The organism is Bradyrhizobium sp. TM233, assembly GCF_036247965.1.
GTDB classification, from domain to species: Bacteria; Pseudomonadota; Alphaproteobacteria; order Rhizobiales; family Xanthobacteraceae; genus Bradyrhizobium; species Bradyrhizobium ottawaense.
This window is the reverse complement of the sequence record NZ_BTIG01000404.1, coordinates 1-298: the sequence shown is the minus strand read 5'-3', so window position 1 is coordinate 298 and position 298 is coordinate 1. Positions and strand designations below refer to the sequence as shown.

General features: G+C 68.1%; 1 pseudogene. It reads right to left on the bottom strand.

The window, feature by feature from the left end:
• Positions 1-175 precede the first annotated feature (175 nt).
• Positions 176-298: pseudogene (locus AABA86_RS34575) on the bottom strand (cycloisomerase); the annotation flags it as partial.

Sequence of the window (298 nt, the reverse complement as noted above, 5' to 3'; positions counted from 1 at the left end):
AGCCACAAACTCGGTGTCGTCCCGGACAAGAGCGCCCCAAGGGCGCGCAGATCCGGGACCCATAACCACAGGCAGGAGTGTGGCGAAGACTCGTGGTTGCCGGCTCGCGCGCCAACCTCGCCCTGTGGTTATGGATTCCGGGCTCGCGCTGCGCGCGCCCCGGAATGACGGAAACTCACGCCTCCGCGATCACCCTTGCATTGGCGCGGATCGAGGCTTCGCTGACGCGAATGCCGAGGCCGGGCCCGTCGGGCACCACCACGTGACCCGCACGGTTGGCGACGCGCTCTTCCAGCAC